The sequence below is a fragment of the Ruegeria sp. R8_1 genome, from assembly GCF_017743815.1.
GTDB classification, from domain to species: Bacteria; Pseudomonadota; Alphaproteobacteria; order Rhodobacterales; family Rhodobacteraceae; genus Ruegeria; species Ruegeria lacuscaerulensis_A.
The window spans coordinates 338,225-364,548 of record NZ_JAGHRL010000001.1 but is presented as its reverse complement, the minus strand read 5'-3'; the positions used below and the strand labels follow the sequence as shown (position 1 = coordinate 364,548).

Here is a 26,324-nt window from a genome sequence, read left to right as displayed (position 1 = left end):
TGCGCAAGCGGCACGGCTGAACTGCGGCACAGCGCGTATAGATTGCACCCCCTGCCCTGGCCCTGTCACAATACAACCGGGTCACAGGACGGGTGCGGGCATGTTCAAACTATATAGGGCAATCTGGCGTGCCAGTGCCGGACGGCAGATCATCCTTATCAATCTTTCGATCGCCGTGGCCGCCTTGGCGGCTGTGCCGCTTGAATTTCAGCGCGATATTATCAATCACCTTACAACCGACGATGTGAAGGCCGACCGCCTGTTGTGGCTAGGGGCCGGGATGATGGCGGTCATACTTCTAAGCCTCGGCCTGAAATGGGTTCTGGGTTACCGCGCCGGGACACTGGGCGAAGACATGATCCGCCTGATCCGCCAACGGCTGTTGTTGCGTTCGGCCGATCTGAATGAAACCGGCGAAGATGTGCGCAAGGGCACTATGACCACCGCCATTTCCGCCGAAGCCGAAGAGCTTGGCAAATTCGCAGGTGGTGCCTTTTCTGACCCCGTCGTGCAGATCGGGACGTTGATCAGCGTGATCGGCTATATCTCATCGACGCAACCAGGGCTGGGGCTGATCGCGTTCTCGATGATCGTTCCGCAGATCGTCATCGTGCTGGTTTCACAGCGCAAGGTGAACGTCTTTGTCGCCGAACGAGTCCGCATCCTGCGCAATGCGACCGACCGACTGACCACTGAGCAGATCGAGGAAACCTCGCGCGAGATCGAGACTGAGTTCGATTCAATCTATGAAACCCGGCGCAAAATGTTCATCTGGAAACTATCCGCCAAATTCCTGCTGAGCGTCATCAATGGCGCAGGTACTGTTGGCATATTGATGCTGGGTGGCTGGTTGGTCCTAGAAGGCCGCACAGACGTTGGCACTGTGGTCGCTGCGACAAGCGGGTTGGCCCGAATACAGGGACCGACCGCGTTTCTGATCGCCTTCTACCGACAGGTCAGCGCCAACCGCATCAAGTATGAGCTGATGTTGGAACTGTTCGGCCCCAACCCCGAGCAATACCGCCGCATCAAGCGTCGCACATAAAAAAGGCCGCGTAGCGTTGCTGACGCGGCCTCTTGGTGAGTTCAACGCGGATCAGGCGCGTTCGGAATATTCCATGGTCTCAGTGTTCACCACGATCATCTCATCCTGACCAACAAAGGGGGGAACCATGACCTTGATGCCATTATCCAGAATGGCCGGCTTGAACGAGTTCGCCGCGGTCTGACCTTTTACGACCGGTTCGGTTTCAACGATCTTGCAGGTCACTTTTTGGGGCAACGAGGCGTTCAGCGCCTCGGATTCGTAGAACTCGACCACAATTGTCATGCCGTCCTGCAGAAAAGGGCGCCGCTCACCCAACAGGTCCGATGGCAGTTCGATCTGCTCATAGGTCTCGGAGTCCATGAACACCAGCATCCCGTCGGATTCGTAGAGGAACTGCTGATCCTTCTGTTCCAGCCGCACCCGCTCCACCTTGTCCGCCGAGCGGAACCGTTCGTTCAGTTTCGACCCGTTGCGCAGGTTGCGCAGTTCGACCTGAGCAAAAGCGCCGCCTTTTCCGGGCTTTACGTGATCAACTTTGACAGCGGCCCAAAGACCGTCATTATGCTCAAGCACATTGCCGGGGCGAATTTCGTTCCCATTTATCTTGGGCATGACATAAATCCTTCACAAACGGTTGATGCGTCAGTTGCGCTTCCTATATCTGGCGGGACAACACGTGGCAAGACAACGAAACCTTGTGTTGCAGGTGCAGCGAGCCATGCAGATGACGCAACGCAACTATGCATTTTAGCTGTATCCGAATCACACTTTATCGGTCATAAGGACCGTCACGCCGAAAATGCAAGAGCAAGAACAACAAGGAAGACGAGATGAGAGATTTCGTTGACGGCACCGCCTTTAACAACGAACAAGGCAACCGTGCGCGCAAACTTTTTGCAGCCGTTGTGTTGGCTGCGCTGGATGATGCTATTGCCGATGACAAGAAATATGGCAATGGCCCCGAACAAATTGCCCGCTGGGCACGTTCGCGCGACGGCCGCGAAGTGCTGTCCTGCGCCGGTATCGACCCGAACGAACGGGTTGTGAGCGGCCTGATGGATTTCGTTGGTCGTGGTGTGCGCACCTCGGTTGCACTGTCGCGTGAAGAAAGCGAACGCCGTAACGCTGCTCAGCAGGCCGAAGCCGCCTGACCTAAGCAGTTGTTTCCAAGAAAAAGCGCGCTCGTGCATTGCAGAGCGCGCTTTTCTTTTGGCCAGTGGCTATCTCAGAAAAACATCAGCCATTGCCGCGCGACCCATATTTCCGCTCCAAGCAACACCCCAAAGAACATCTTGGTCGAAGCGTCTAACCCGCGTCGCCAGAGTATCAGGTAGGATGCCGCACACGCCGTGATCGAAACGGGAACAACCCATTGCGCATGATGGGCACTGTCCCAATAGCTGACCGGGCTATGAAAGACCCAGTTGCTTATCGGCCAAAACTGTGGCCGCCCATCCCCGGCATGCAATACAAAGTCGGTTATCAAATGCAGTAACCCGGCCGAGGCCCCAAGGACCACAGGCCGCGAACCCACCCACAGCGCCACGACTAAAGCCAACCCCCAAACCAGAAACGAATTGTCGATGGCGAACACTGTTTGCCATGCATCGGAATAATACAGCCGCCCGAAGACCACCTGCTCGGGGATACCCAGAATGAACAGCGACACACCAGCCATCAGGTAAAGGGACAGATCCGGCAAAACTGACCCGATCAACACTGCGCGCAGAATGCGCCCTTGCGGCGGGCGGGCAAAGACGGCGGCTCCGACCAAAAGATGGGCGGGTGTGTTCATCCGGTCTTTTCCTCTGCCGTCAAATCGGGTCATGTGCCCGTCAGGTTATAGGAGATCAATCATGGTTCGCGCCATCATGATTCAAGGTACTGGCAGCAATGTGGGTAAATCGGTTCTCGTGGCTGGCCTGGCACGCGCTTATTCACGGCGCGGGCTTAGAGTGGCTCCGTTCAAGCCGCAGAACATGTCGAACAACGCAGCCGTAACCGAAAACGGAGGTGAGATCGGGCGTGCGCAGGCGCTGCAGGCGTGGGCTGCGAACAGGCCAACGCACACCGACATGAACCCGATCCTGCTGAAGCCCGAGACCGATACAGGTGCTCAAATCATCGTTCAGGGTCAAAGGGCGGGCACGATGAAGGCGGGTGACTACCGCAAGGACAAATCCAAGCTGTTGAGCGCCGCGCTGGAAAGCTTTGACCGTCTGTGCGGTGATGCCGATCTGGTTCTTGTCGAAGGCGCAGGCAGCCCGGCTGAAACCAACCTGCGCAAGGGTGATATTGCCAATATGGGATTTGCTTGCGCCGCAGGCGTACCCGTAGTGCTGGTCGGCGACATTCACCGCGGCGGCGTAATCGCGCAGATTGTGGGTACACAGGCTGTGCTGGATGCCGGTGACCTTACGATGATCAAGGGCTTTGCAGTGAACCGATTCAAGGGCGATGTGTCCCTGTTCGACGAGGGGCGCGACGACATCGCCGCACGCACCGGTTGGCCATGCCTGGGCGTCGTGCCGTGGTTCCACGACGCCTGGAAGCTGCCCGCCGAAGACATGATGGACATCCGCTCTCATACCGGTGGGGCATGCAAAGTTGTAGTCCCGCAACTAGAACGCATGGCAAACTTCGACGATCTGGACCCGCTGTCTGCCGAGCCCGGCGTCACGGTAGAGGTCATTCCAGCCGGACGCCCCCTACCCGGTGACGCAAACCTCGTGCTTTTGCCCGGCAGCAAATCCACCATCGGTGATCTAACCTATTTCCGCGCACAGGGTTGGGACGTTGACCTTTATGCCCATGTACGGCGCGGAGGGCATGTGCTGGGTCTGTGCGGCGGCTACCAGATGCTTGGCAAGACCATCTCTGACCCCGAGGGCGTGGATGGGCGGCCCGGTACTGTCGAAGGTTTGGGTCTTTTGAATGTTGAGACCGTCATGGTCGGCCAGAAAAAAGTGACACTCCGAACGGCGCGCGCCCTACCGGGACACGAGCCGGTAACTGGATACGAAATACACATGGGTCGCACGGATGGCCCCGATTGCGCGCGCGCCTGGCTCGAGGTTGCAGGCCGCGCCGAAGGTGCCACTGATACAACCGGGCGCATCCGCGGCAGCTACCTGCACGGCATATTCTCATCGGATGCGTTCCGCGCGCGGTATTTGTCGGAACTAGGCGTAACTTCCGATCTGTCCTATGAGGACGGTGTCGACAAGACATTGGACGCACTGGCCGATCATTTGGAACAGAACATGGACCTGGACCGACTGCTTTCGCTGGCTGAACCACCCCGCAGGGCGTGAGCGTTAGTCGGGCTTGTGTTCCGCCAGCGCGCGGTAGATTTCGCGCCGCACCAGTTTGCGAACGTTGCGCGTGATCCGCTCACCCAATACGCCCTGTAGTTCTTCGCGAACCACCTGTGCGATCAAGTCCCGGAGCGCGTCTTCATCCAGCGGTGTACGCTCCGATTTAACGTCTTGTACCGGGTCAGCCTGCGCCGTCACCTTCGGATCGCGGATGAAAGTGGCTTTGGTTTCCGAGACGAGCGGTGCGTCAGCGGCGTCTGCTTCGTCTTCGTCAGCCTCGGCCTGCCAACTCAACGACTGAGTCATGGTCCCAGCATAGGCATCTTGACCTTCACCGTCGGGTTCCCACTGATCCTCTGTCTTGGCGATCGCCGCCTCCAGCGCTTCGATCTTCGAGCTCAGGCTTTCAACAGGATCGTTTACGCGTTCTGTTGGCTCTTCAATGCGTGGCTCGTTTTCTTTCACTGCGTCGGACGCCCGCAGAACCATGGGCTTCACAGAGACCTCGGCCGCATAGCCTGATACGTTCGCATCAGACGGAGTTTCCTTATCACCTTGGGATTCGCTTACGCGTAAGGAATCGGTCAGAACCAACCGGCCAGGCTTACGCGCACGAGTGGATTGCATGATATCCGGGATTTTGCGGCCTTCTTCGCTTACCAACCGCTTAATAGAGGACAGGACGTCCTCTACATTCCCGTTTGCGACATTGTCCGACATTCTTGAATACCACTCTTTCCTCAGGATTGAGTGTAGCCAAACACTTTCAACCTCACAACAGATAGTCGCGGCGTTTAATCACGCCGCAATGCTTTGAGGACGCGATCCAGATCCTTGCTCTGCCTGCTGACCTGAGCTGGGGCTTTCTTCACCAGATTGTAGTAAAGCGTCGGATCATAAATCTGCACCGCAAGACCCAGGCGCTCAGCGGTAAGCAAGCCTTGCGCTTGCAGCAGCTGGTATGCCGCCCGCGACCGTTCAGTGCGCGAAGCAACTTCGTTCAACTGCGCATCCAGCAGATCCTGCTGCGCATTAAGCACGTCCAGCGTGGTCCGTGCACCCAATGTTGCTTCTTCGCGGATGCCATCAAAGGCAACTTGCGAGGCCCGAACCTGTTCTGTAGAGGCCCGGAGACTAGCCGCTGCAGCCTGAAAGTTGGCATAAGATGCCGAAACACCCTGAGTGATGTCCTTTTGGACGTTTAGCAAGTTGGCGCGGGATGCATCACGTGTCGCCATAGCGCGACGGACCTGAGCGGCCAACGCACCGCCGGCGTAAATAGGTTGGTTGAAGTTCAACGCGATCGTTGCATCTTCGAGGTCATCATCATTGTCAAAGCTTTCGGTGATACCTGCATCGGCGTTCAGCGACACGTTCGGACCCAAATTGGCCCTTTGCTGCTGAACCAGCAGGTCAAAAGCGCGCACTTCATGCTGCGACGACAGGATCGCCGGGTGGTTGCGTTGCGCAAAAGCAATGGCCTCAGATTCTGAATTTGGAAGGCTCGGCAAACTGGGCTGACCCGCCGTAGCGCCGGGGGCTTTACCAACAGCGTTTACATATTCGGCCTGCGCGGTGCTGAGGTTACCGCGCGCGACCGCCAATTCTGCTTGTGCACTGGCAAGCTGTGCTTCGGACAGCGCCACGTCAGTACGAGTTACTTCACCAACGTCAAACCGGTCCTGCGACGCACGCAGTTCTTCGGCCGAGACTTCGACATCGTTTAACTGAATTTGAACGGTCTCTTCTTGAAGAACCACATCCAGATAAGCGTTCACAGCCCGGAACAAAACGGCTTGTTCGATATCAATCAGGTTTTGACGCGTGGACAGAACGATTTCCTGCGCAGACTGTTTGCCCAGCACCGAAAACCCACCATCATAGATCAATTGGCTCAACGTCAGGCCGGTAAAGAAGTTAGTCGGTTCCTGACGGTTCACAACGTCATCAACAGTCGAGCGAGTGTAGTCTTGACTGATTTGCACGGTCCAGTTGATGATCGGCCGCAAAGCCGCCAGCGCAATCGCAACGTCTTCGTCAGCAGCACGCAGTAAAGCCCGGTTCTGCTCGAGCAAGCCGCTGGTATTGTATGCCCCGATGAACGCATCCGTCAGATTATCCGCCCAAGCGAACCGCCCGGGTAAAATACTAAGCGCAATTCCGGCCGTCAGCGCCATCGCCTTGACCAGTTTACCTCCCGCCTTGGAACTCATCACGAAATCCTCTCAAATCAAAAATTACGCTGCCCTGTCGACAGTTTGCGCGTTTGTTTTCAACTAATCAAGGCGACAGAAAAAACTATCACGGAATTATAGCGAAAATACACTTTCTGTGGAAAATGCTGCCAAAACCGGCGCATTGGCGTTGAACGCATGACGCCAGGTCACACGGCCATTCGACTTATGGCCGATCCGAACGGTGCCTAGCGCTCCTTCCATGAACACGCACGCAATTCGACCGTGGTCTTTCAACTGATCAATCAGCCTGTCCGGAATCTGCTCGACCCCTCCTTGCACCATGATCACGTCGTATGGCCCATGCTCGGCCGCGCCTTGATCGAGTGGCCCGACATGGACGATGGCATTGTCGGCGTCTGCTTCCATAAGAATGGTCTGAGCCTCTGCTGCCAGGTCTTCGTCGTCTTCCACGGCCACGACCAATTCGGCCATCCGCGCTGCAATTGCTGTCGAATACCCCATGGCCGGAGCAATATCCAACACGGCTTCATCATTAGAAATATTCAACAGGTCCAGCATCTTAGCCAGAGTTCTGGGTTCAAGCATAAAGCGACCGTTCCCGAGGTCGATCAGCTCCTCGACATACGCCGCCTCGCGCTGCGAATCCGGGACGAAATTCTCGCGCCGGACGGTGAGCATCGCGTCGATGATAGGAAATTTCGTGACGTCAGAGGGTCGGATTTGCGTGTCAACCATTGTACGGCGACGGGCTGCGAAATCTGTCATTGGATCGCTCGTTCTGTTCCCTAGTGTGCGTGGCTTGTGCCATATCCGGAAGAAACCGGCAACGCCTCAGTGCCTTCAAACTTACGATATCAGACAATAATTCAGAACAAGAGCACTGCTGTGACAAATAAGCAGACTGAAATTTGCGGCTACCCCTCTGGACGCCCCAGACGAAAGCTGCTAAAACGCCGGTCACACCACGACAAGTATTTGATTTTACTTGAAAAGGCGAGTTGGCGGAGTGGTGACGCAGCGGATTGCAAATCCGTGTACACCGGTTCGATTCCGGTACTCGCCTCCAGATCACAATTGCAAGATGTTGTTTTTGAACAATAATTTTTTCTCAGGCTGTTGGCCCTAAGTTTTCCCGCAACAAATCCCGCAACATTCCAGAAAAATATTCCATTATTTCCAATTAGATAACCCAAGTTCAATTTCCTCCGACGCAACCAGCAATAGAATGTCCATGGCCGGGTTTCGCAATTTCCCACCAAAAATGTCTCAGACAAACTAGTTGTCGCTCTTGATGAATTTGAAACGTGTCGATCAACCAGAAAGCGCATGAAGGGCTGGTTTACTCAGGTCTCCTAAGTCAAGCACTCATAACGATAGATGGCCGATGCTCAGGCAAGGCTCGGCAAAGACAAAATAGGCAGGATTGGCGAGTTGGCAGAGATAGAAAAAGGACAAAGGTTTTCCCACATCTATGTAGACAAAGGAGCGCCACTTAAGGACAGCAAAAAAGCTCGTTTTCGCATTTCGAAGTTGGCTAGCACCTATTTCCCTGAGACAAAACTACAGGGTAACTACCGCACATTCGATCACGCAAAATACGCCCAGGAGTTTATCGAAAACGAATTGGGCGTGAGGTTCGCGACACAATCGACTACGGGCATGTTAGTCAAAAGTTGGGAGTGGTTCTTTAATCGAATAACCGTTCTGGAGTTACTGGATACAGTCACAATTCTGGTTATGTATCGTCGCAACCAAAGCATGGACGTAAGCAGTTTCGTCGATGGCGTACGAAGGGTCTTTAAAGACGAAAACCTTGCTTATGACGTCGATGAGGACGGGGGTGTTCACCCACTTGTCGACAGTGCGTTTAGCGCTTCAAGGCAATCGTCAATTGCTGCATTAAATGAAGAAAGGTACTCAGCCACGTCAAAATGCGTTGAAACAATCGACTTTCATCTAATGCAAGAACCAGTCGACTACATTGGAGCAATTCGATCCGCTTTCAGCGCAAACGAAAATCTCTTCAAACTAATGTACAAAGTCCCCCGGTTGGACGCGCGTTCTGCAGGCGAAAAACTAGGAAGGGAACTTCAAGCCCTTTATTCCGATCATCCAACTTTGCAAGCAGCTTCTGGGAAGTCATTGGAATCCTTCAAGGATTGGATCAATGCAGCTCACTTTTATCGGCATGAGCAAGGTATTGAGACCCCTAATCAGCCCACTGAGGAGGCGGCAATTCTACTTGTTTCACAAGGTCTTTCCTTTGTTAGGTGGCTCGCACAAATAGATCGGAACAAAGGATCGTAGTTGCGTCGGCATGGTCAAGTTGAACGCGCCATGCCGATCCCGCAACAAATCCCGCAACATTTTCGGGACCTAGGGAGAACAAAGCCAACCTAACCAATTGTTTTTATTTATTTTTAATTTTTCTTAGGTTCGATTTCAAAACAGGTACTCGCCTCCACTTATTTTCAAGCACTTAACGTAAAAGACCCACTACGCGAGCGGGCCATTTTACATTCCATTTTACAATCAGGGTTCCTCAACCGTTCTTTTTTGCTCCTTTCAGGATGTGCAGAACTTCGTCTGTTTCTTCGGGAGAGACCTTCGCATAGCGCTCGATCATCGCCGAAGCGGTGCGGAGCGACCACCCCATGCAGGCAGCGATTTGCCCCAACGACAGCCCCTCGCGAAGCAGGCGCGCTGCTGCGGTTCCACGACAGTCGTTCACACCTGGCACAAAAAGACGAACGCAAAAACCAGCCGTCACGAAATATTTCTTTGTTCAATCGCAGACGTGCGCTCGTTTAGAGATTTTTGGCTGTGATGTAGTTCTTGCTGGCGCGCGGGATGTCGAATCCAGCATAGGTGGCATCAATCGTCGTACCCAATTTCAGACGATTGGAACTACGGTGCTTGGCGGGAAGAATAGACTATATCCTCAACTTGAAAAAATCTGTGTGAGCTACCTTCCGGTCGACATGGTAGCGAGTTCGAATCCTCGGAGGTGTGCAATTTTTTTAACGTCGGCTTGGACCGCTTCGGCAGTTTTTGGCTTTTACGTCGGGCAATAGGAAGAGCGTCGAAATTACTTCTTGGCAACAGGGATGGCACCTCTTAAGCAAGATTGCGAAGACCCCAATTCAAGGATTATTATAGTGTTTTTTCGCCGCAAACGAGACAAGCAAAAGCAGAATGATCAAGCGCCTCAAGTACAAGAGGCAAACGAAGTACAAGAGGAAAACGAAGTCCACGAGGCACAGAAACAAGATCCGTTTCCGCATGTCGATGAGTTTCCCCATGAACAAATCGCGGAACAAAGGCATTGGATATTGCGGTACGCGAAAAAAGGCGGAGTTGGCGCCGAATTTGGCGTATTTCGCGGTCATTTCTCGACAGTTATCTGCCGTTATCTTCAACCCGAGAAACTGTATCTGGTCGATCCATGGGAGAAGCTCGGCGAGCGGTTTGACTGGGGCATTGGACCCTACACGAACGACAACAAACTGACAACTCAGCAGGCCAAGGAGGACATGCTGCGCCGGACCGAAGGTTATGATATGGTCGAGGTTGTCGAGGATTTTGAAGACAACTTCATCGCCGGGCTGACCGAAAAGCTTGACTTCGTTTATCTGGACAGTGGTCACCATTACGATGAAGTGATGACGACACTGCGGCTTATTGACTCGATTCTTGCTCCCGGCGGAGTGATCATCGGTGACGACTGGTATTCGAATCCCAAGCATTATTCGGGTGTGTGCCGTGCCGTCAACGAGTTCGCTAAAGAGGCTGACTACGAGATCATCGCCGCGGGATACGACGCACAGTTCTGTATCCGCCGGGTTCGGGATGTAGAGTACACCCACCAATTCGGCAGTGAAGCCCTAATCCATGAGAACTACTGAACACAGGCAGGCCAATGGCCCCGATGCACGTCATCGGGGTTTCTCCCGTTCTGAGGGGATCATGCAAAACTGAACCAAGACCGGGTATCAGCACACAAATTGACTCTTGCCCCGGTAGTTCGGGTAGTTCAGTGGCCTGAAAAAATGGCAGCGAGCCTAATCCTCGCCGCCACTTTTCCAAGTCGGTCAAAGCGTTTTCGCGCGGTGCAATTGCGTCATTCGGCCCGACGTCCCTGAGGAATAACCTCGTATCCGGACGCTTCCGGCTCGTAGTCTTCCATTTCGGACGGGAAGCCGGGGGCCGTGATATCCAGCCCGGTGGCCTCTTCCAACCGCTTGATAATATTAGGGGATAACTCTCGATCGCCATAACGGGCGATGCCGTCGTCAAAGATACGCATCATAACCGGGTTGATCTCGAGCGGCACCCCCGCCCGGTCCGCCACATCCTGAAACAGGCCAATGTCCTTTTTTACCAGATCCATCGTGAACGAAATGTCCCGCGAGCCGTTCAGAATGACTTGGCTTTCGGTTTCATGCACGAAGGATGTCCCGGATGAGATCTTGATTGCCTCGTATGTGGTGTTCAGATCCATCCCGGCGGCTTTCGCGGTCACAAGTGCTTCTGCGCAGGTGATCAGGTTGGCGGTGGCAAGGTAATTGGTCAGCACTTTCAATACCGAAGCAGTCCCGAGGTCACCGGTATGCAGAACCCGTCGGCCCATGGTGGTCAGAAAGGGCAGTATGCGCTCGAATGTGGCCCGGTCGCAGCCCGCGAAGATCGAGATATTGCCCGTCGCGGCGCGATGACAGCCACCCGATACAGGACAGTCGACGGCCGCCCCTCCGCGTTCGATGACCTGTGCACCTAACCGCTTGACCTCGGCCTCGTCGGTGGTGGACATCTCCATCCAGATTTTGCCGGGGCTGACCTCGGGCAGCATCTCCTGCATCACCGCGTCCGAAGCGGCAGGCGATGGCAGGCAGGTAATAACCGCGTCGCAATCGCGCATCAGCTGGGCCGGGCTTTCGGCGGCCTTGGCCCCCTGTGACACGAAGCCGTCGACGAGGTCAGAGTTCAAATCATGTACCGTCAGTTCGATCCCGTTGCGCAGCAAAGACCCTGACAGTTTGCCGCCCACATTGCCCAAGCCGATAAAGCCCACCTTCATGCGATACACCTCCTTTTTTGGCGCCGTTTTGTTCATGGCAGCATGCCGCCCCACCCAAAGTCATGCCGCCCAGCGACGCTGTCAGGTCGCTTTTAACCTGCGGTGCGAAAGATGTTTGCGACTCGCTTGACAAGGGCCTGCCCGGTGCCGCATGTCCGAGCCGTTGGTGTCCATCTGCAGATGGATGAAAAGGGAATGCGTCAGCGGGTCATCCGTCAAACGCAGCCGCCCCCGCGACCGTGACCGGAGAGGGTGCCCAAGCCACTGGCCAGCAAGGCCGGGAAGGCGGGTCATCCGACAGGGCAACCGCCCTGAAATCCGCAAGCCGGGAGACCTGCCAGCACCCGCGATTGAAACCGGACGGGGTGTTCCGGTGTCGGGTCACGCACGACCCGCATGAAACCCCGTCCCCCACGATGAGGATTTAGGGGGATGAGAGACGTGACCGAAACCGCTCCGGTCGAGCTGCTGGTTTGCACCACGTGCCGCAGGGGCCTGCCCGTCGAAGATGACGCCCAGCGCCCCGGCACGTTGCTGCACAAGGCGCTGGAGCAGGCCGATCTGCCCGAGGGCGTGGCGCTGAAGGCTGTTGAATGCCTGTCGAATTGCGATCAGGGATGCTCGATCGTGCTGCGCGGTGGCCCTGCGCGCTGGACCTTTGTTTATGAGAACCTGAACGAAGTCGACCATGTCGACGTGATCGTTGACGGCGCGACCAAATATCTGGCCACCGAGGACGGTCTGGTCAAATGGCGCGAGCGCCCCGAACATTTCCGCAAAAACTGCGCCTCGCGCATTCCCCCGATTGGAGCCTGACATGTCCACTTTGGAAAAACTTCCCGTTACTGTGATCACCGGCTTTCTGGGCTCGGGCAAAACCACGCTGGTGCGGCACCTGATGCAGAACCCGCAGGGCAAGCGTCTGGCCGTTGTGGTTAATGAATTCGGCGATGTCGGCGTGGACGGCGATATCCTGAAATCCTGCGCCATCCCCGATTGTCCGGCGGAAAACATCATGGAACTGGCCAATGGCTGCATCTGCTGCACCGTCGCCGATGATTTCATCCCCACGATCGAGGCGCTGATGGCGCTGGAGCCGCGCCCCGAGCATATACTGATCGAAACCTCGGGTCTGGCCCTGCCCAAACCGCTGCTCAAGGCGTTCGACTGGCCCGATATCCGTTCGAAAATCACCGTGGACGGCGTGATCGCGCTGGCCGATGCCGAGGCCGTTGCCGCTGGTCGCTTTGCCCCCAATGTCGAGGCGGTGGATGCCCAGCGCATGGCCGATGACTCCATCGACCACGAAACGCCTCTGTCCGAAGTGTTCGAGGATCAGATCTCCTGCGCCGATATCATCCTGCTGACCAAACCCGATCTGGCCGGCCCCGAGGGTGTCGCCAAAGCCAAAGAGATCATCGCCGCCGAGGCCCCGCGCCCCCTGCCCGTGGTCGAAGTGGCCGAAGGTGTGGTGGACGTGCGCGTCGTGCTGGGTCTTGAGGCAGCCGCCGAGGACGACATGGAGGCTCGCCCCAGCCATCATGACGGCCACCACGATCACGAGCATGACGATTTCGAAAGCATCATCGTCGAGCTGCCAGAACAGACCGACCCGGCCGATCTGGTCGCAAAAATCGAACGTCTGGCCAAGGAACTGAACATCCTGCGCGTCAAAGGCTATGCTGCTGTTCAGGGCAAGCCAATGCGGCTGCTGGTTCAGGCCGTCGGCGCGCGCGTGCGTCATCAATATGACCGCCCGTGGGAACTCGGCGAAGAGCGCCGCTCGCGTCTGGTGGTGATTGCCGAGCATGACGATATCAAAGAGGCTGAAATCCGCGACATCCTCGTGGGCGTCACCGAGGCTGCCGAGTAATCATGCACGTCGTCTTCCGCGAAAGCCACGGGCTCGAGGAAACCGAGACCCCGACCGATCTGGGCCAGAGCCCGGCGGATCTGGTGGTGCTGTCCTTTTCCGACAGCGACCTTGGCGCTTTCGCGGCGGGCTGGCATCGCGGCGGCGGTCCGGACGGTCGGATGCCGACCCTGCGGCTGGCCAATCTGACGGCGCTGAAACACCCTCTGTCGGTTGACACCTATGTGGAACAAACGTTGGAGGGTGCCAAAGGCATCCTGATCCGCCTAATCGGCGGGGTGCCTTATTGGGCTTACGGGCTGCAGCAGGTTCTGTCGCTTGCGCAGGCCAAGGGAATTGCTGTGGCCGTTCTGCCCGCCGACGGGCGCGAGGATACGCGGCTGGATGAGTACTCCACCCTGCCCGTCTCGACCCTGCGACGGTTGGCGCATCTGTGTGACACCGGTGGCGAAGTTGCAGCACAAGCCGCTTTGGCACAGATGGCGCTGGCAGCGGGGCTTTATGCGGGTCCGGTGATGGGGGCCAAAACGATCCCCGACTGCGGCGCATGGTGCCCGGATTGCGGTGTGATCCCGGTGGAACAGGCGTTCTCCGGCGATGCGAAACGCGTCGTGGTCAGTTTCTACCGTGCCTATCTGACTTCGGCTGACACGGCGCCCGTAGCCGCCCTGATCCGCAGCCTGCGCGCGCGTGGCTTTCAGGCCGTGGGCCTGTTCGCCCCCTCACTCAAAGCCCCCACCGCCGCCGACTGGCTGCGCGAAACTATCACCGCGCAGGCCCCATCCGCGATCATCAACGCCACCTCATTCTCGGGCAAGGGCGCGTCGGGCACCTCGCCTTTGGACGCCGGTAATGTGCCCGTGTTCCAAGTTGCGTTGGCGACCTCGCGCCGCAAAGCCTGGGCTGAGGCCGAACGTGGTCTCTCCCCCGCCGACCTCGCCATGCATGTGGTGCTGCCCGAGGTGGACGGGCGGATTTCCGCGGGCATCGCCTCGTTCAAGGAACCGGGCAAACGCGACCCGCATCTGGAATATTCCCGCTTTGCCCACCGGGCCGAAGAGGAACGGATCGAAGCTATCCTCGACCGCGTCACCGGTTGGCTGAACCTGCAGGACAAACCAAAGGCCGAGCAGGTGCCCGCGCTGGTGCTGTCCACTTATCCGGGCAAGGACTGGCAGATGGCCCATGCGGTGGGCCTCGACGCGCTGGCCTCGGCCGAGGCGATGCTGTCCGACCTGCAAGCCGAAGGCTATGACACCGCCCCCGCCGAGCCAATTTCCGACGCACTGTTGGACGCGCGGATTGCATGGCCCGTTGCCGACTATCAGGCCGCGCTGGCCGACCTGCCCGAACAGCTGCGCACCGACCTGCACAGGGTCTGGGGCGCACCCGAGGATGACCCCACCTACACCGACGGTGCTTTTCACTTCACCGCGCTGCGCCGGGGCAAGGCTCTGGTCGCGCTGCAGCCCGAACGCGGCACGCCTGAACTGCGAGATGACGACTATCACGACCTGTCGCGCACCCCGCGCCACAGCTATGTCGCCTTCTACCTGTGGCTGCGCAAAAGCCTGCACGCAGACGCGCTGATCCACATCGGTGCCCACGGCACGCTGGAATGGCTGCCGGGCAAATCCGTCGCTCTGTCCGACACCTGCTGGCCCGAGGCGCTGATCCGCGACCTGCCGGTGATCTATCCCTTCATCGTCAATGACCCCGGCGAGGCCGCGCAGGCCAAGCGCCGGATCGGAGCCGTCACACTGGGCCACATCCCGCCCGCGCTGAAGGAAAGCGGCACGCCGGATCGGATGGTGCGGCTGGAATCGCTGCTAGATGAGTTCTCGAACGCAGACGGGTTAGACCCCAAGCGCCGAGACCGCCTGCAAGAGGATATTCGCGACGAGGCACAGGCCATCGGGCTGGAAAACGACCTCGGGTTGGATCAGGCCACCTGTACCGCCGAAGCGATCACCCGCATCGACCGCTTTGTCTGTGACATCAAGGAAAGCCAGTTCGGCGATGGGCTGCACATCTTTGGCCGGGTGCCTGAGGTCATTGGCAATTTTGATCCCGCCCCCTCGGCCCACGCGGAACGCGATGCCCTGATCGATGCGCTGGCCGGAAAGCGGATCGAGGCCGGGCCGTCCGGCTCACCTTATCGTGGCCGCTCGGACGTGCTGCCGACGGGGCGGAACCTTTACACCACCGATCCGCGCTCGGTCCCGACCCGTGCGGCCTATACCCAAGGGGTGAAACTGGCCGAAGAACTGGTACGGCGTCACCTGCAAGAAGAGGGCGACTATCCAAAAGGGCTGATCGTTGACCTCTGGGGCTCGGCCACCATGCGCACGGCGGGTGAGGAGTTTGCCATGGCGCTGCACCTGCTGGGCGTCAAACCGGTCTGGGACAAGGGGTCCGAGCGGGTCTCGGGCATCGAGGTTCTGCCGATCACCGACCTCAGCCGCCCGCGTCTGGATGTGACGCTGCGGGTCTCGGGCCTGTTCCGCGACGTGTTCCCAACGCTTTCTGCGCTCTACGGTCAAGCGATCCGGGCACTTTCGGCGCGCGATGAGGCCGCCGACTGGAACCCCTATGCCGGTCACGAACCCGCCGCCCGCGTCTATGGCCCCGCCCCCGGCAGCTATGGCGTGAACATGACGCAATTGTCCGAAATCTACACCGACGACGCACGCGCGCAGGCGGGTGAGGCATGGCTGGACGCCAGTTCCTACGCTCTGGAAGGCGAGCATATCGCACAGGACAAGGACGGCATCACGCAGCGCGTCGCCAATGCCGACAGTTTTGTTCACTTGCAGGACCTGACCGAGACCGACCTGCTGCTGGCCAACGACTATGCCACCCATGAGGCCGGGTTTGCCGCCGCCAAGAAGATCACCGGCGGCGCGGCGCAACTCTATCATCTGGACAACACCAACCCCGACGCCCCGCGCGCGCGGACCCTGCCCGAAGAAATCAGCCGCGTGGTCCACGCCCGCGCTGCCAACCCCGGCTGGATCGCCGGGATGCAACGCCACGGGTTCCGGGGCGCGGCCGAGATCGCCGCGACGCTGGATCACATGGCCTCATTCGCGCATCTGTCGGGCACGGTCGCACCGCATCTGTTCGACCTCTACCACGATGCCACGCTGGGCAACGCCGACGTCGACGCCTTTCTGGCCGAGGCCAACCCCAAGGCGCATCAGGCCATGCAGGACCGGTTCCGCGCCTTGCTGGAGGCGGGACTTTGGAACACGCGCCGCAACTCGATCCGCGCCGATCTGGAGGGGTTGGGATGAGCGCCCCCATCGTACAGGGCTGGTGCCCCGGCGCGCACCGACCGATGATGTCGGGCGACGGGCTGGTGGTCCGGGTGCGCCCCCGGCTGGCCCGTCTGGATGCCACACAGGCCATGGGTCTGTGTGATCTGGCCGAGCGTTTCGGCAATGGTACCATCGACCTGACTAATCGCGCCAACCTGCAGCTGCGGGGTGTGGCCGAGGCGGATCATCAATCCCTGCTGGCCGAGCTTGCCGCGCAGAACCTGCTGGATGCCGAGCCGGGGATCGAGGTGCGCCGCAACATACTGGTTTCGCCCCTCTACCAAGCCGGAGACCTGACTGCCCGGTTGACACAAGAACTGATCGACCGGCTGGGCGAACTGCCCGCCCTGCCCGCCAAGTTCGGCTTTGCCATCGACACCGGACCTGAGCGCCTGCTGGCGGGTGATTCAGCTGACATTCGGCTGGAAACCGCCCCGGATGGCCTGATCCTGCGCGCCGATGGGGCCGAGACCGGGCGTCTGGTCCAAGAAGCCGAGGCCATCAATCAACTTATCGCCCTGGCCACGTGGTTCGCCGAAACCTACACGCCCGAGAGCCGTCGCATGGCCCGCGTGGTCTCGGCCTTGCCTCCGGAGTGGCAGGGCTCAGCGCCGGGACCTGTTGGCACGCCGCTGCAACCCGGCCCCTGCGATCACGGAACGCTCTATGGTGCGGCCTTCGGGCAATTGTCTGCGCGCGCTTTGAAAGACCTCATCGCGCAAAGCGGGGCCGTTGCCTTGCGCGTCACCCCGTGGCGATTGATCCTGTTGGAAGGCGGGGCGACGATCCCCGCCCCGGGTTTTGTCACGGACGGCACCGACCCGCTGATGACCACCGACGCCTGCCCCGGCGCGCCATTCTGCCCGCAAGCTCAAGTGGAAACCCGCGATATCGCCCGTGCTTTGGCCGCACGCGTACCGGGAAGCCTGCATGTCTCAGGCTGCGCCAAAGGATGCGCGCGCATGGGTCCGGCCGATGTAACCCTGATCGGCAATGCCGGACGATTTGATCTTGTAAAACAAGGCCGCGCGGGGGATGAGCCCAGCCAGACCGGCCTGACCGAAGAAACACTGATGAATATGGACTTCACCTGATGCCCTATACTTACGAAACCGACGGCGCGGCGATCTATAAGGAAAGCTTTGCCACCATCCGGTCCGAGGCCGATCTGGCCCGGTTCGACGCCGACGAGGAACAGGTCGCTGTCCGCATGATCCACGCCGCTGGCATGGTGGGGCTGGAGGAGTTCGTTCATTTCTCGCCCGGTTTTGTGACCGCTGCCCGTACAGCGATGGAAAGTGGCGCACCGATCCTGTGCGATGCGCGCATGGTCAGCGAGGGCGTGACCCGGTTCCGTCTGCCCGCCGACAATGAGGTGATCTGCACCTTGCATGACGACCGCGTGCGCCCGCTGGCCGCTGAGATGAGCAACACACGCTCGGCTGCCGCGCTGGAGCTGTGGCGTCCCCATCTGGAGGATGCCGTTGTCGCCATCGGCAATGCACCCACCGCGCTGTTCCACCTGTTGAACATGCTGGAAGACCCCGATTGCCCACGCCCCGCCGCGATCATCGGCTGCCCCGTGGGCTTTGTCGGCGCGGTCGAATCCAAAGACGCCTTGTGGGAGGCGCAGCCGGTCCCGTCCTGCATCGTGAAAGGTCGTCTGGGCGGCAGCGCCATCACCGTCGCCGCCATCAACGCCATCGCGAGCCGCGCGGAATGAGCGGCACCATCTATGGCGTGGGTCTCGGCCCTGGTGATCCCGACCTGATGAGTGTCCGGGCCGACCGCCTGCTGCGCAACGCGCGCCATGTGGCGTTTTTCCGCAAGCCCGGTCGCAGTGGACAGGCGCGCAAAATCGTCAACGGGATGATCCCCGAAAATGCCGTTGAATTCCCGATGGAATACCCGGTCACGACCGAAATCCCTTTGACCGATCCGCGCTATAACGAACTGCTTGCAGCGTTCTACGAAGTCTGCGCCGCGCATCTAAAGGCGCTGTCTGATAAAGGCGAGGATGTGGTGGTTCTGTGCGAAGGGGATCCGTTCTTCTACGGTTCTTTCATGCATCTTTACAATCGCTTGCGCGACGTCTCTGATGTAGAAGTTGTGCCCGCCATCACTGGCATGTCCGGCGCGTGGACAGCGACAGGCGACCCGATCACATGGGGCGATGACATCCTGACTGTTCTGGCAGGCACGCTGTCCGAGGACGTTCTGGCCCAGCAGATGGCGCAGACCGACGCGCTGGTCGTGATGAAGATCGGACGCAATATCGACAAGGTAAAGCGCGCGCTGAAAACGGCTGGCCTATATGACCGGGCGTGGATTGTGGAATATGCCCAGATGCCCAATCAGCGCGTCTGCAAGCTGTCTGAAAACTGCGACGGCATCACCCCCTATTTCTCGATCATCATCGTGCATGGACAGGGGCGCAGACCATGAGCGGTTGGGTCAAGATCGCCGGTCTTGGACCGGGGGATGAGGCGCTGGTGACGCCCGAGGTGACCGCTGCTTTGGCCGAGGCCACGGACGTGGTCGGCTATATTCCGTACGTGGCCCGCGTGGCCGAACGCGAAGGGCTGACGCTGCACGCCAGTGACAACCGGGTTGAGATCGACCGCTCGCAGCACGCGCTGCAAATGGCGGCCGAGGGCAAACGCGTGGTCGTTGTATCCTCGGGCGATCCCGGTGTGTTTGCGATGGCATCGGCAGTGTTTGAGGCGCTGGAGAATGGCCCGTCCGAGTGGCGTAGTATCCAGATTGACGTGCTGCCGGGGATCACGGCGATGCTGGCCGCCTCGGCCCGCGCGGGCGCACCTATGGGGCATGATTTCTGCGCCATCAACCTGAGTGACAACCTCAAGCCGTGGTCCTTGATCGAAAAGCGCCTGCGATTGGCCGCGCAGGCGGATTTCTCGATGGCGTTTTACAATCCGCGCTCGAAGTCCCGCCCTGAAGGCTTTGTAAAGACGCTGGAAATCCTGCGTGAGGAATGCGAGCCCGAACGGCTGATCCTGTTCGCCCGCGCCGTATCGCGCACGGATGAGGCCATTCGGATTTCGACACTGGCCGACGCCACGCCCGAGATGGCAGATATGCAGACGGTGGTTATCGTCGGCTCGTCCCGCACCCGCGTGATCGAACGCGACGGCGCGCCCATCGTCTACACCCCGAGGTTCACACCAGAATGAGCCAGCCAGTCCAGAACCTGAGCAACGCTCGACAGTTCCACCCGCTGCGGCAGGGCCGGACGGTCGATCATCAGCACCGGCAGGCCCAGCGCCCGCGCGGCATCCAGCTTGGCCCGCGCGCCAAGGCCGCCTGCGTTCTTGGACACGACCAACTGGATCTCATGACGCTGCATCAGCGCCTGATCATCAGCCAGAGTGAACGGCCCGCGCGAGACAACAACATCGCAGTGCGGCAACGGCAGGTCGCCCGGTTCATCGACCAGTCGCAGCAGGTAGCGGTGCTGGGGCTGGGCAGCAAAGTCGTCAAGATGCATCCGGCCCACGGCCAGAAACACCAGCTGCGGCGCACCGGAAAGCGCGGCAACTGCGCCGTCGATATCCGGAACATGGTGCCAGCGGTCTCCGTCCTGTTCCACCCACGCCGGACGGGTCAGCGCAGCCAAAGGCACCCCAATTTGCTGGCAAGCGGCCACCGCATTGGCACTCATCTGCGCGGCGAAGGGGTGCGTGGCGTCGATCACATGGGTTACAGTATGGTCGCGCAGATAGGCGGCCAGACCGGCAACGCCCCCGAACCCGCCTACGCGCACCGGCAGCGGCTGCGGGCGCGGATTGTCGACCCGACCGGCATAGGAGTAGGTCGCTGGGATGCCCCGTTCGGCCACGGTTTTGGCCAGGGCGTTGGCCTCGGTGGTGCCGCCAAGGATCAGGAGATGTGTCATGCATGAAGCTCCGTGGCTGACCGTTCTGGGCCTGGGTGAGGATGGGCTTGATGGCCTGTCGCCCGCAAGCCGTCAAGTGCTGGAGCGTGCCGAAATCATCATGGGCCCGCCACGCCATCTGTCGCTGATCCCCAACAGCAAGGCCCAGCGGGTCGAATGGCCGGTTCCCTTTGCCGATGGTCTGCCCGTGCTGACAGGGTTCCGGGGGCGGCCCACTGTGGTGCTGGCCTCGGGTGATCCGTTCTGGTTTGGCGCGGGGTCCGTCATCGCGCGCAATTTCGAGGCCGGGGAGTGGACCGCCCTACCCGGCCAGTCGACTTTTTCCTTGGCAGCCGCGCGGCTGGGATGGCCGCTGGAGGCAACACTGACTTTTGGCCTGCACGCCGCGCCCCTGACCCGATTGCGCCCACATCTGTCACCGGGCCTTCGCGCCATCTTGCTGCTGCGTAACGGGGCTGCGGTGGCCGAACTGGCGACTTATCTGACCGAAACGGGCTTTGCCGACACCCGCCTGCACGTGATGGAGGCGCTCGGCGGCCCCCGCGAACGCGCCCGCAGTGTGTCCCTGACCGAGGCGCTGCTGGGTGGGTTCGATCACCCGGTCTGCGTCGCGCTTGAGGTCGCGGGCGACGGACGCGCGCTGCCCAAATCCTCGGGCAAGCCGGATGAGATTTTCGAGACCGATGGACAGATCACCAAACGCCCCATCCGGGCTTTGACCCTGTCTGCGCTGGCCCCACAACGTGGCGAGCATTTGTGGGATATCGGCGGGGGAACCGGCTCGATCAGTATCGAGTGGTTGATGTGCGACCCAACCCTGACGGCCACCACGATTGAACCCCGCTCGGACCGCGCTGAACGTATCCGCCGCAATGCCGATGCGCTGGGGCAGGATCGGTTGAGCGTGGTGCATGGAACTGCGCCGGATGCGCTGGACGGTTTGGCCCTGCCGGATGTGGTGTTTATTGGCGGTGGTCTGAGTTCTGCGCTTTTGGACTGGCTGCACGCGACCCTGCCCGCAGGCACTCGGCTGGTAGCCAATGCGGTGACACTGGAGAGCGAAGCGCTGCTGGCGCAGTGGCATGAGAAACGCGGCGGCGATCTGCTGCGGATCGAACTGGCGCAGGCTGCGCCATTGGGCCCTCGGCGGGGTTGGAAATCCACCTATCCGGTGGTGCAGTGGAGCGTCACGCTATGATCGTCGCGGGCCTTGGGTTTTCGTCCGCCGCGACCGTGGACAGCCTGCGCGCGGCGTATGACGCCGCTGTGGGAGGCCATGAGGTCGACGCTTTGGCAACTGTTGCGGACAAACAGGGCCACGCTGCACTCACCGCATTCGCCGCAGCCACCGCCCTGCCCCTGCATTTCATCGCGCCCGGTGATCTGGCCGGGCAGCGCACGCTCACCTGCTCACCTCGCAGCCGCGCCAGTTATGGCACCGGCAGCGTGGCCGAAGCATCCGCCCTTGCCGCCGCCGGTTCTGGCGCGCGGCTGCTTTCACCCCGACAGATATCAGACGACCGGCTGGCCACCTGCGCCATCGCCATCGGAGGACAGACATGACCGTTCATTTCATCGGCGCCGGACCGGGCGCTGCCGACCTGCTGACCCTGCGCGGGCGCGATATCATCGCGTCCTGCCCTGTCTGTTTGTACGCGGGTTCGCTGGTGCCCGAGGAAATCCTTGGCCACTGCCCCGAGGGGGCCAGGATCATCAACACCGCGCCGATGGATCTGGATCAGATCATTGCTGAGATCGACGCCGCCCATCAGGCCGGTCAGGATGTGGCCCGCCTGCATTCCGGCGACCTGTCGGTCTGGTCCGCCATGGGCGAGCAAATCCGCCGGTTGAAAGAGATGGGCATCCCGGTCAGCGTCACCCCCGGCGTGCCGTCCTTTGCCGCTGCAGCAGCCGCGTTGGGCACCGAACTTACCCTGCCCGGTCTTGCGCAATCGGTTGTGCTGACCCGCACGCCGGGCCGCGCGTCTTCGATGCCCGAGGGTGAGACGCTTGAGAACTTCGCCCGCACCGGCGCGACGCTGGCCATTCACCTGTCCATCGGCAATCTGGACAAGGTTATTGCCGACCTGACCCCGGCCTATGGGGCCGATTGCCCGGTGGCCGTGGTCTATCGCGCCAGCTGGCCCGATGAGCGGATCATTCGCGCCACATTGGAGACCCTGAAAGACGCGCTGGACGACAGCATCGCGCGCACCGCTCTGATCATGGTCGGCCCGGCGCTGGCGGGCGAAGGGTTCGACGAAAGCTGTCTGTATTCCAAAGATTACGACCGCCGCTATCGCCCGCAAAGCGCCGACAGCCCGTGGTCCAGCTGGAGCCATGGTGATGACTAACCCTCGGGGTATTCTGATTTCCGCGCCGTCCTCGGGGACGGGCAAGACCACGGTCATGCTGGGCCTGTTGCGGGCGCTGGCCGAGGATGGGCTGACCGTTCAGCCCTTTAAAAGCGGGCCGGATTACATCGACCCGGCCTTTCACCGGGCGGCGGCGGGCCGGGCCTCGTTCAATTTGGACAGTTGGGCCATGGGTGAGCCGCTGTTGGATGCCATTTCAGCGCAGGCTGAGGGCGCGGATATCGTGGTCGCCGAGGGTTCGATGGGCTTGTTCGACGGCGTCGCCAAGCCCGGTGAGCTGGGCCATGGCTCCAGCGCCGAGACCGCGCTGCGCATGGGCTGGCCGGTGGTGCTGGTGCTGGATGTGGGCGGTCAGGCGCAATCGGCGGCGGCGACGGCCCTGGGCTTCAAAATGTATAACCCCGATCTGCCCTTTGCGGGCGTGATCCTGAACCGCTGCGCCAGCCCCCGGCATGAGCGGTTGACCCGGCTGGGCATGGAGCGTGCGGGCCTGCCGGTTCTAGGCGTGTTGCCCCGGCGCGGTGATCTGACCCTGCCCGAGCGGCATCTGGGCCTGATCCAGGCGGTCGAACACCCCGATCTGGAAAGCGCCATCGTCGGATATGCCGCGTTCCTGCGCGAACATGTCGATCTTGAGGCGATCAAGCGGGCGGCGTCCTCAGGCCCGAATGGGCCATCGTCCGCCGCGCTGCCGCGGCCCCCGGCGCAACGGATCGCGCTGGCCCGCGATGCAGCGTTTTCGTTTACCTATCCGCATTTGCTGGAAGGCTGGCGCGCGGCAGGGGCCGAGGTGTTGCCGTTCTCGCCATTGGCCGATGAAGCCCCGGCGGCGAATGCCGATCTGGTCTGGTTGCCGGGCGGATATCCTGAGCTGCACGCGGGGACGCTGGCCGCCGCATCCGTCTTTCAGGAAGGTCTGCGGAAACATGCGCAAACCAAGCCCGTGCATGGGGAATGCGGAGGATATATGGCGCTGGGACAGGCTCTGATCGACAAAGAGGGTGCCTCGCACCGGATGGCCGGGCTGTTGGGGCTGGTGACGTCCTATGAAAAGCGCAAGTTCAATCTGGGCTATCGCCGGGCCGAGCTGCTGGCCCCCATGCCCGGCTTTGCCGTGGGTACAGGGCTGCGGGGGCATGAATTCCACTATTCCTCGATCGTTGAACAGCCCGACGCCCCGCTAGCCCGCGTGTTTGATGCCGAAGGGGCCGAAGGGCCGCAGACCGGGTCGGTGCGCGGCAATGTGACCGGCACGTTCTTTCACCTGATCGCGGAGGCCTCAGTATGAGTGGGTTTGTCTCTTTCATTGGCTCAGGCCCCGGCGACCCGGAGCTGTTGACGCTGAAGGCTGTGGACCGGATGCAGAAGGCGGATGCGGTGCTGTTTGATGACCTCAGCAGCGGGCCGATCCTGTCCCATGCGCGCGAGGATGCCGATCTGGTGGGCGTGGGCAAACGGGCAGGTCGCCCCTCGCCCAAGCAGGACCATGTCAGCCGGTTGCTGGTGGAATATGCTCAAACCGGCCAGCGGGTCGTGCGGTTGAAATCCGGCGATGGCGGCATGTTCGGACGTCTGGAAGAAGAACTGGTCGCCCTGCGCGCGGCCGGGATCGAATATGAGATCATCCCCGGCATCCCCTCGGCCGTGGCAGCGGCGGCGGCGGCGGGCATCCCGCTGACCCGCAGGCTGACCGCGCGGCGGGTGCAGTTTGTCACCGGCCATGATGTCAGCGGCAAACTGCCCGAGGATCTGAACCTGCCCGCACTGGCCGACCCGGATGCCACTACGGTCGTCTTCATGGGAAAGCGCACCTTCCCCCTGCTGGTCGAAACGCTGCACGCCCATGGCCTGCCGCTGGAGACGCCGGCGCTGATGGCCGAATCCGTCTCGACCCCCGAACAAAAGCTGCATCGCAGTACTGTGGGCGCGCTGTCCGAAAAACTGTCGGATGAGATCGGCACCGCCCCGGCCCTGATCCTTTATGGCCCGCTGGCAGAGTTTGACGATGTTTGACCTGACCCTGATCGGCATCGGCACCGGCAACCCCGACCACGTGACCTTTCAGGGCGCGCAGGCGATCCGCGCGGCGGACCTGATCCTGATCCCCCGCAAGGGCGAGAACAAGGCCGATCTGGCCGGGCTGCGCGAAAAGATCATTGCGCAGGTGACCGACACGCCGCCGCAGATCGCCTATTTCGATATTCCCAAGCGCCGCTCGGAAGACGGGTATCTGCGCGGGGTGGACGAATGGCACGACGCGATTGCGTTGCGCTGGCGCGAGGCGATTGCCGCCCATCCCGGTGCACAGCACGTGGCGCTGCTGATCTGGGGCGATCCGTCGCTATACGACAGCTCACTGCGAATCGCGGCGCGGTTGGACCCTCAACCGACGACGCGAGTGATCCCTGGCATCACAGCGCTGCAGGCGTTGACGGCGGCCCACGCGATTCCGATCAACGAACTGGGCGCGCCTTATATCGTGACCACGGGGCGGCGGATTCGCGACGAAGGGTGGCCGGACGGTGCATCGAACGTGGCGGTCATGTTGGATGGTGAGTGCTCGTTCCAACATCTTCAGATGGCAGATTATGACATCTGGTGGGGGGCTTACGTGGGCATGACTGAAGAAATCTTGATCAACGGCCCTCTGATCGATGTTGCACAGTCGATTCTGGACACCCGAGCAACTGCGCGCGCTGATCATGGGTGGATCATGGATATTTATCTTCTCAAAAAGCGCGTGATCTGACGTAAAACGTCGCAAATGACGATTGCGCGGCAGCAGATGAAACGGCTAAATGAACCTGTCTGGTCCTGTCGGCAATACCGGCAAGCTAAGAGGGAATGTGGTGAGACCGCGCGCGATCGAATCCACAGCCGCCCCCGCGACTGTAAGCGGTGAGCCCTGTTCAACCAGCCACTCCTGAGTTTCAGGGGGAAGGCGAACAGAGGCATCGACCCGTGAGCCAGGAGACCTGCCAGGCGTGATTTGAAACACCGGCCGTCGGGTGCGACGGCATAGGAGAATTAAAAATGACAACACAAACACAAACCGCTTCGCGCGCTGGTATTCTGCCGGTCATGTTCGCTGTGGTTCTGGGCCTTGGCATCATTTCGGTGACCGGTCACGTTCAGGCGGCTGCCCTGCATGACGCTGCCCATGACGTGCGTCACGCAACTGGCTTCCCCTGCCACTAAAC

At 60.2% G+C, this 26,324-nt stretch carries 27 protein-coding genes, 1 tRNA gene and 2 riboswitches; of the genes, 20 read left to right on the top strand and 8 right to left on the bottom strand.

Annotation, left to right across the window (positions count from 1 at the left end):
- Positions 1-100 precede the first annotated feature (100 nt).
- Positions 101-1,045, top strand: coding sequence for an ABC transporter transmembrane domain-containing protein (locus J7380_RS01815; protein ID WP_209194221.1), 945 nt, complete (start codon positions 101-103; stop codon positions 1,043-1,045).
- A 51-nt stretch (positions 1,046-1,096) separates the two neighbouring features.
- Here the strand turns inward: J7380_RS01815 and efp are convergent, their stop codons facing one another.
- Positions 1,097-1,660 (bottom strand): elongation factor P, encoded by a 564-nt coding sequence (efp, locus tag J7380_RS01810; protein ID WP_170354655.1) that lies wholly within the window; start codon positions 1,658-1,660, stop codon positions 1,097-1,099.
- A gap of 218 nt (positions 1,661-1,878) precedes the next feature.
- On the opposite strand from efp, the gene J7380_RS01805 reads away from it, so the two are divergent.
- Positions 1,879-2,199 (top strand): DUF6280 family protein, encoded by a 321-nt coding sequence (locus J7380_RS01805; RefSeq protein WP_108785849.1) that lies wholly within the window; start codon positions 1,879-1,881, stop codon positions 2,197-2,199.
- 74 nt (positions 2,200-2,273) lie between these two features.
- On the opposite strand, the gene J7380_RS01800 is transcribed toward J7380_RS01805, so the two are convergent.
- Positions 2,274-2,843 carry a cobalamin biosynthesis protein CobQ gene (locus J7380_RS01800; protein WP_209194220.1) on the bottom strand — a complete coding sequence of 190 codons (570 nt, stop codon included), beginning with the start codon at positions 2,841-2,843 and terminating at the stop codon, positions 2,274-2,276.
- A 61-nt stretch (positions 2,844-2,904) separates the two neighbouring features.
- On the opposite strand from J7380_RS01800, the gene J7380_RS01795 reads away from it, so the two are divergent.
- Positions 2,905-4,362: a cobyric acid synthase gene (locus J7380_RS01795; RefSeq protein ID WP_209194219.1), complete on the top strand. Its 1,458-nt coding sequence runs from the start codon at positions 2,905-2,907 to the stop codon at positions 4,360-4,362.
- A 3-nt stretch (positions 4,363-4,365) separates the two neighbouring features.
- On the opposite strand, the gene J7380_RS01790 is transcribed toward J7380_RS01795, so the two are convergent.
- The 3 genes from J7380_RS01790 to J7380_RS01780 all read right to left on the bottom strand — a co-directional run bounded on the left by J7380_RS01790 (position 4,366) and on the right by J7380_RS01780 (position 7,328).
- Positions 4,366-5,085: a hypothetical protein gene (locus tag J7380_RS01790; protein WP_209194218.1), complete on the bottom strand. Its 720-nt coding sequence runs from the start codon at positions 5,083-5,085 to the stop codon at positions 4,366-4,368.
- 74 nt (positions 5,086-5,159) lie between these two features.
- Entirely contained in the window at positions 5,160-6,578 is a 1,419-nt protein-coding gene (locus J7380_RS01785) for a TolC family outer membrane protein (RefSeq protein WP_209194217.1), read from the bottom strand.
- Between the two features lie 96 nt (positions 6,579-6,674).
- Positions 6,675-7,328: a protein-L-isoaspartate O-methyltransferase gene (locus J7380_RS01780; RefSeq protein ID WP_209194216.1), complete on the bottom strand. Its 654-nt coding sequence runs from the start codon at positions 7,326-7,328 to the stop codon at positions 6,675-6,677.
- Positions 7,329-7,555: 227 nt separating this feature from the next.
- Here J7380_RS01780 and J7380_RS01775 point away from each other — a divergent pair.
- Both J7380_RS01775 and J7380_RS01770 read left to right on the top strand, forming a co-directional pair.
- Positions 7,556-7,629 (top strand) — tRNA-Cys (locus J7380_RS01775).
- Positions 7,630-7,940: 311 nt separating this feature from the next.
- Positions 7,941-8,870 (top strand): hypothetical protein, encoded by a 930-nt coding sequence (locus tag J7380_RS01770; RefSeq protein WP_209194215.1) that lies wholly within the window; start codon positions 7,941-7,943, stop codon positions 8,868-8,870.
- A gap of 235 nt (positions 8,871-9,105) precedes the next feature.
- Here J7380_RS01770 and J7380_RS20320 read toward each other — a convergent pair whose 3' ends face one another.
- Positions 9,106-9,333: a helix-turn-helix domain-containing protein gene (locus J7380_RS20320; RefSeq protein ID WP_209194214.1), complete on the bottom strand. Its 228-nt coding sequence runs from the start codon at positions 9,331-9,333 to the stop codon at positions 9,106-9,108.
- A gap of 337 nt (positions 9,334-9,670) precedes the next feature.
- On the opposite strand from J7380_RS20320, the gene J7380_RS01760 reads away from it, so the two are divergent.
- Entirely contained in the window at positions 9,671-10,468 is a 798-nt protein-coding gene (locus tag J7380_RS01760; protein ID WP_209194213.1) for a class I SAM-dependent methyltransferase, read from the top strand.
- A 215-nt stretch (positions 10,469-10,683) separates the two neighbouring features.
- On the opposite strand, the gene J7380_RS01755 is transcribed toward J7380_RS01760, so the two are convergent.
- On the bottom strand, positions 10,684-11,676 hold the full coding sequence (locus J7380_RS01755) for an NAD(P)-dependent oxidoreductase (RefSeq protein WP_209194212.1): 993 nt from the start codon (positions 11,674-11,676) through the stop codon (positions 10,684-10,686).
- A 111-nt stretch (positions 11,677-11,787) separates the two neighbouring features.
- Positions 11,788-11,997: riboswitch (cobalamin riboswitch) on the top strand.
- A 75-nt stretch (positions 11,998-12,072) separates the two neighbouring features.
- On the opposite strand from J7380_RS01755, the gene J7380_RS01750 reads away from it, so the two are divergent.
- From J7380_RS01750 to cobJ, 7 genes are read left to right on the top strand one after another with little or no spacing between them, the layout of a single operon-like run.
- Entirely contained in the window at positions 12,073-12,456 is a 384-nt protein-coding gene (locus J7380_RS01750) for a DUF1636 domain-containing protein (protein ID WP_209194211.1), read from the top strand.
- A 1-nt stretch (position 12,457) separates the two neighbouring features.
- Positions 12,458-13,513 (top strand): cobalamin biosynthesis protein CobW, encoded by a 1,056-nt coding sequence (cobW, locus tag J7380_RS01745; protein WP_209194210.1) that lies wholly within the window; start codon positions 12,458-12,460, stop codon positions 13,511-13,513.
- Between the two features lie 2 nt (positions 13,514-13,515).
- On the top strand, positions 13,516-16,809 hold the full coding sequence (gene cobN, locus J7380_RS01740) for a cobaltochelatase subunit CobN (RefSeq protein ID WP_209194209.1): 3,294 nt from the start codon (positions 13,516-13,518) through the stop codon (positions 16,807-16,809).
- Positions 16,806-17,927: a precorrin-3B synthase gene (gene cobG / locus J7380_RS01735; protein WP_209194208.1), complete on the top strand. Its 1,122-nt coding sequence runs from the start codon at positions 16,806-16,808 to the stop codon at positions 17,925-17,927. The genes cobN and cobG overlap by 4 nt, the downstream gene beginning before the upstream one ends.
- A complete protein-coding gene (locus J7380_RS01730) occupies positions 17,927-18,556 on the top strand; it encodes a precorrin-8X methylmutase (RefSeq protein WP_209194207.1) in 630 nt (209 codons plus the stop codon). The genes cobG and J7380_RS01730 overlap by 1 nt, the downstream gene beginning before the upstream one ends.
- Positions 18,553-19,278, top strand: a complete 726-nt coding sequence (locus J7380_RS01725; RefSeq protein WP_209194206.1) for a precorrin-2 C(20)-methyltransferase — start codon at positions 18,553-18,555, stop codon at positions 19,276-19,278. The genes J7380_RS01730 and J7380_RS01725 overlap by 4 nt, the downstream gene beginning before the upstream one ends.
- The gene (gene cobJ, locus J7380_RS01720) at positions 19,275-20,027 is read left to right on the top strand and encodes a precorrin-3B C(17)-methyltransferase (protein WP_209194205.1); all 753 of its coding nucleotides are present in this window, start codon (positions 19,275-19,277) and stop codon (positions 20,025-20,027) included. Before J7380_RS01725 ends, cobJ begins: the two co-directional genes overlap by 4 nt.
- Here cobJ and J7380_RS01715 read toward each other — a convergent pair.
- Positions 20,000-20,749, bottom strand: a complete 750-nt coding sequence (locus J7380_RS01715; RefSeq protein WP_209194204.1) for a cobalt-precorrin-6A reductase — start codon at positions 20,747-20,749, stop codon at positions 20,000-20,002. The genes cobJ and J7380_RS01715 overlap by 28 nt on opposite strands.
- Between J7380_RS01715 and cbiE the strand changes: the two genes are divergently transcribed.
- The 7 genes from cbiE to J7380_RS01680 all read left to right on the top strand — a co-directional run bounded on the left by cbiE (position 20,748) and on the right by J7380_RS01680 (position 26,322).
- The gene (gene cbiE, locus J7380_RS01710; RefSeq protein ID WP_209194203.1) at positions 20,748-21,947 is read left to right on the top strand and encodes a precorrin-6y C5,15-methyltransferase (decarboxylating) subunit CbiE; all 1,200 of its coding nucleotides are present in this window, start codon (positions 20,748-20,750) and stop codon (positions 21,945-21,947) included. The genes J7380_RS01715 and cbiE overlap by 2 nt on opposite strands.
- A complete protein-coding gene (locus J7380_RS01705) occupies positions 21,944-22,312 on the top strand; it encodes a cobalamin biosynthesis protein (RefSeq protein WP_209194202.1) in 369 nt (122 codons plus the stop codon). Before cbiE ends, J7380_RS01705 begins: the two co-directional genes overlap by 4 nt.
- Positions 22,309-23,103, top strand: coding sequence for a precorrin-4 C(11)-methyltransferase (gene cobM / locus J7380_RS01700; protein WP_209194201.1), 795 nt, complete (start codon positions 22,309-22,311; stop codon positions 23,101-23,103). The genes J7380_RS01705 and cobM overlap by 4 nt, the downstream gene beginning before the upstream one ends.
- Positions 23,090-24,412 carry a cobyrinate a,c-diamide synthase gene (locus tag J7380_RS01695; RefSeq protein ID WP_209194200.1) on the top strand — a complete coding sequence of 441 codons (1,323 nt, stop codon included), beginning with the start codon at positions 23,090-23,092 and terminating at the stop codon, positions 24,410-24,412. Before cobM ends, J7380_RS01695 begins: the two co-directional genes overlap by 14 nt.
- Positions 24,409-25,137 (top strand): uroporphyrinogen-III C-methyltransferase, encoded by a 729-nt coding sequence (gene cobA, locus J7380_RS01690; RefSeq protein WP_209194199.1) that lies wholly within the window; start codon positions 24,409-24,411, stop codon positions 25,135-25,137. Before J7380_RS01695 ends, cobA begins: the two co-directional genes overlap by 4 nt.
- A complete protein-coding gene (cobF, locus tag J7380_RS01685) occupies positions 25,130-25,873 on the top strand; it encodes a precorrin-6A synthase (deacetylating) (protein WP_209194198.1) in 744 nt (247 codons plus the stop codon). The genes cobA and cobF overlap by 8 nt, the downstream gene beginning before the upstream one ends.
- Positions 25,874-25,916: 43 nt before the next feature.
- Positions 25,917-26,122, top strand: a riboswitch (cobalamin riboswitch).
- A gap of 35 nt (positions 26,123-26,157) precedes the next feature.
- Positions 26,158-26,322, top strand: coding sequence for a CbtB-domain containing protein (locus J7380_RS01680; protein WP_170770220.1), 165 nt, complete (start codon positions 26,158-26,160; stop codon positions 26,320-26,322).
- Positions 26,323-26,324 lie beyond the last annotated feature (2 nt).

What these genes read in the sequence shown, in the direction of transcription:
- J7380_RS01815 (WP_209194221.1), top strand. Translation starts at nt 101, where the DNA reads ATGTTCAAACTATATAGGGCAATCTGGCGTGCCAGTGCCGGACGGCAG.
- efp (WP_170354655.1), bottom strand. Translation starts at nt 1,660, where the DNA reads ATGCCCAAGATAAATGGGAACGAAATTCGCCCCGGCAATGTGCTTGAG.
- J7380_RS01805 (WP_108785849.1), top strand. Translation starts at nt 1,879, where the DNA reads ATGAGAGATTTCGTTGACGGCACCGCCTTTAACAACGAACAAGGCAAC.
- J7380_RS01800 (WP_209194220.1), bottom strand. Translation starts at nt 2,843, where the DNA reads ATGAACACACCCGCCCATCTTTTGGTCGGAGCCGCCGTCTTTGCCCGC.
- J7380_RS01795 (WP_209194219.1), top strand. Translation starts at nt 2,905, where the DNA reads ATGGTTCGCGCCATCATGATTCAAGGTACTGGCAGCAATGTGGGTAAA.
- J7380_RS01790 (WP_209194218.1), bottom strand. Translation starts at nt 5,085, where the DNA reads ATGTCGGACAATGTCGCAAACGGGAATGTAGAGGACGTCCTGTCCTCT.
- J7380_RS01785 (WP_209194217.1), bottom strand. Translation starts at nt 6,578, where the DNA reads ATGAGTTCCAAGGCGGGAGGTAAACTGGTCAAGGCGATGGCGCTGACG.
- J7380_RS01780 (WP_209194216.1), bottom strand. Translation starts at nt 7,328, where the DNA reads ATGACAGATTTCGCAGCCCGTCGCCGTACAATGGTTGACACGCAAATC.
- J7380_RS01770 (WP_209194215.1), top strand. Translation starts at nt 7,941, where the DNA reads ATGGCCGATGCTCAGGCAAGGCTCGGCAAAGACAAAATAGGCAGGATT.
- J7380_RS01760 (WP_209194213.1), top strand. Translation starts at nt 9,671, where the DNA reads ATGGCACCTCTTAAGCAAGATTGCGAAGACCCCAATTCAAGGATTATT.
- J7380_RS01755 (WP_209194212.1), bottom strand. Translation starts at nt 11,676, where the DNA reads ATGAACAAAACGGCGCCAAAAAAGGAGGTGTATCGCATGAAGGTGGGC.
- J7380_RS01750 (WP_209194211.1), top strand. Translation starts at nt 12,073, where the DNA reads ATGAGAGACGTGACCGAAACCGCTCCGGTCGAGCTGCTGGTTTGCACC.
- cobW (WP_209194210.1), top strand. Translation starts at nt 12,458, where the DNA reads ATGTCCACTTTGGAAAAACTTCCCGTTACTGTGATCACCGGCTTTCTG.
- cobN (WP_209194209.1), top strand. Translation starts at nt 13,516, where the DNA reads ATGCACGTCGTCTTCCGCGAAAGCCACGGGCTCGAGGAAACCGAGACC.
- cobG (WP_209194208.1), top strand. Translation starts at nt 16,806, where the DNA reads ATGAGCGCCCCCATCGTACAGGGCTGGTGCCCCGGCGCGCACCGACCG.
- J7380_RS01730 (WP_209194207.1), top strand. Translation starts at nt 17,927, where the DNA reads ATGCCCTATACTTACGAAACCGACGGCGCGGCGATCTATAAGGAAAGC.
- J7380_RS01725 (WP_209194206.1), top strand. Translation starts at nt 18,553, where the DNA reads ATGAGCGGCACCATCTATGGCGTGGGTCTCGGCCCTGGTGATCCCGAC.
- cobJ (WP_209194205.1), top strand. Translation starts at nt 19,275, where the DNA reads ATGAGCGGTTGGGTCAAGATCGCCGGTCTTGGACCGGGGGATGAGGCG.
- cbiE (WP_209194203.1), top strand. Translation starts at nt 20,748, where the DNA reads ATGCATGAAGCTCCGTGGCTGACCGTTCTGGGCCTGGGTGAGGATGGG.
- J7380_RS01715 (WP_209194204.1), bottom strand. Translation starts at nt 20,749, where the DNA reads ATGACACATCTCCTGATCCTTGGCGGCACCACCGAGGCCAACGCCCTG.
- J7380_RS01705 (WP_209194202.1), top strand. Translation starts at nt 21,944, where the DNA reads ATGATCGTCGCGGGCCTTGGGTTTTCGTCCGCCGCGACCGTGGACAGC.
- cobM (WP_209194201.1), top strand. Translation starts at nt 22,309, where the DNA reads ATGACCGTTCATTTCATCGGCGCCGGACCGGGCGCTGCCGACCTGCTG.
- J7380_RS01695 (WP_209194200.1), top strand. Translation starts at nt 23,090, where the DNA reads ATGGTGATGACTAACCCTCGGGGTATTCTGATTTCCGCGCCGTCCTCG.
- cobA (WP_209194199.1), top strand. Translation starts at nt 24,409, where the DNA reads ATGAGTGGGTTTGTCTCTTTCATTGGCTCAGGCCCCGGCGACCCGGAG.
- cobF (WP_209194198.1), top strand. Translation starts at nt 25,130, where the DNA reads ATGTTTGACCTGACCCTGATCGGCATCGGCACCGGCAACCCCGACCAC.
- J7380_RS01680 (WP_170770220.1), top strand. Translation starts at nt 26,158, where the DNA reads ATGACAACACAAACACAAACCGCTTCGCGCGCTGGTATTCTGCCGGTC.